We start from the raw sequence: 2,380 nt of genomic DNA on the forward strand, positions 1-2,380 counted from the left end.
CCCTCATGGAACGCGCAGCCACCACCGGCTTTGCCGCCGCGAACAGCCTCCTGCACGGCTGGGGCCTGCGAGGACACGCCCTGTGGTCGGTTCCGCCCCACGGCCGCAACACCCTGCTACGAGCCTTCGCCGCAGGTTCGAGTGATCAGTGAGCGCGGTCCCGTGCCGGCGCCCGCCGCCGGCGTGCCGCACGGCTGGGTGCGTCGCCGGACCGGGGTCAGACTTCCACCGACCGGGTGAAGTTGAGCAGGACCTGGACGGGGGTGCGGCCGTGGTTCACCGTGAGTCGGCCGGCACGCAGGTTCTCCTCGGTCCGGCGGATGTTCTGCTGCCACATGTCGTGCCAGCTCAGGGGACTTCCGGTGTGCCGGACCTTGTCGGCATCCGTGTTGCGAATGGCGAACGGCGCCTGCTGGGATGCTCGGACGACGCGCGTTCCGCGGGCCTTGGCCCGGTTCATCAGGTCGAGGTCCTGGCAGCCCATCGGGAGCAGTTGCTCGTCGTACCCGCCGAGCGCGTCGAAGCGCGCGCGGGGCAGTCCGATGCGGCCGTAGGACCCGTTGCCGCCGTCCGCTCTGCCGTCCGGGTTGGGACTGGGGTGTCGTGGACGACCACCCTGGGCCGCAGGCCCGCGAGTGCCGTGTGCGTCATCGCCGTGATGGCGGCCAGCATGTCGGGGCGGGCCGGTTCGCTGCGGTACCGCCCCGTTCGTCCCATCGAGGGGACCTCGATCACCGGTACTTCGCCACAGACCTCGTCCACGGCGGGGCCGGAACCGAGGATGACCGGGTCCAAACCGGGTTGTCGCGCCCGCAGGTGGCGGGCCAGCGCGGTCTGGCGGGCCAGGTGACCGGCTCCGATGCCGTTGATGGCGTGAAGCACGATGCGGGCTGCCGCGCGCGGTTCCCGTGGCTCGGAGGCGCCGTCTGATTCCGGCCCGGATGAGGGGGAGATACCGACCATTCAGGTCCGGGCCTACGCGACGGCCCCGTCAGATCTGTGCGAGGACGAGTCGACCGGTGGTCTCGTTCAGCACCAGCTGTGCGGCCGGGTCCAGTTCACCGTCGGTGACGAAGTAGTGGATCTCCGACAGGCTTGCGAAGGCGCTGAGGCCGACGATGTTCCACTTGCTGTGGTCGGCGACGACGACCACCTCGTGTGCCGAGGCGATCAGTGCCCGGTTGGTCTGCGCCTCCGCCAGGTTGGGGGTGGTGAGCCCGGCCCGTTCCGAGATCCCGTGCGCCCCGATGATCAGGACGTCCACGTGCAGGGACCTGATCGTCTGGTCGGCCAGCGGGCCGACGAGCGCGGCCGACGGGGTGGGCGTTCCCCCGGTGAGCAGCAGAGCGGGTGCGCTGCCGGACTTCTCCGTGGCGGTGCGGACCAGGTTGGCGACCGGGAGGGAGTTGGTCACCAGGGTGATATCGGGGATGTCGAGCAGGTGCCGGGCCACGGCGAACGTAGTCGTCCCCGCCCCGACCGCGACGACGCTTCCGGGCTCGACGAGAGCCGCGGCGGCGCGCGCCAGGGCCTCCTTGGCTGACGGTTCCCACTGGGACTTCGCCTCGAAGGCGGGTTCTTCCAGGAGCGTGCTGACGACGGCTCCGCCGTAGGTCTTCTCGATCGCACCGGTGCGGGCCAGGACTTCCAGGTCCCGGCGCACGGTCATGTCGGAGACGCCGAACCGGTCGGCGAGCTCTGCCACCCGTACGGATCCGTCGCGGCGCACGCGGTCGAGGATGAGTGCTCTTCGCTGCGGTGCCAGCAGCCCCGTGTCGTCCACGATCTCACTCCGACTCATCATGCCGCGTTGGGCGGCCGTTTCGGCTGGCGGGTTCTCGGGTGCCTACCGGCGGCTCGGTGCCGCCGTCCCCCCGGTGTTGAGCATGTAACAATAACGGAACTGTCTTGTGTGGGAGAGGAGTTCATGCCTCACGCGTCAGGCGGGGAGTCCGACGGCGCGTTCGCCGTTGCGGCGTTGCTGGATGACGACGGCGGCGACGAGGAGGGCTCCTTGGGCGACGTTCTGCCAGAAGGAGTTGATGCCCTGGACGGTGAGGCCGTTCTCCAGGCAGCCGAGGAGGGCGACGGCGAGGAGGGTGCCGCCGATGCCGCCCTTGCCGCCCTTGAGGGCGGCGCCGCCGAGGGCGGCGGCGGTGATGGCCTTGAGTTCGAGGCCTTCGCTGCCGGAGACGGGTTGGCCGGAGCCGGTGCGGGCGGTGAGGAGGATGCCGGCGAGGGCGGCGACGGTGCCGATGAGGGCGTAGACGGCGATGAGGTATTTGTTGATGTTGATGCCGGCGAGGCGGGCGGCGGTGTCGTTGCCGCCGATGGCGTAGAGGTTGCGGCCGATGTCGGTGTATTTGAGGAGGATGTGGAC

General features: G+C 70.1%; 3 protein-coding genes. All 3 read right to left on the reverse strand.

Going from position 1 to position 2,380, the window contains the following annotated elements:
* Positions 1-217 precede the first annotated feature (217 nt).
* Positions 218-484 carry a hypothetical protein gene (locus PUR56_RS01055; protein ID WP_329874335.1) on the reverse strand — a complete coding sequence of 89 codons (267 nt, stop codon included), beginning with the start codon at positions 482-484 and terminating at the stop codon, positions 218-220.
* A 507-nt stretch (positions 485-991) separates the two neighbouring features.
* Complete coding sequence (locus tag PUR56_RS01060) at positions 992-1,804, reverse strand: DeoR/GlpR family DNA-binding transcription regulator (RefSeq protein WP_329874333.1); 813 nt, start codon at positions 1,802-1,804, stop codon at positions 992-994.
* 135 nt (positions 1,805-1,939) lie between these two features.
* On the reverse strand, positions 1,940-2,380 hold a 441-nt coding region (locus PUR56_RS01065), incomplete at its 5' end, for an ABC transporter permease (RefSeq protein WP_443034418.1).

The organism is Streptomyces sp. BE303, from assembly GCF_036290945.1.
Classification (GTDB): domain Bacteria; phylum Actinomycetota; class Actinomycetes; order Streptomycetales; family Streptomycetaceae; genus Kitasatospora.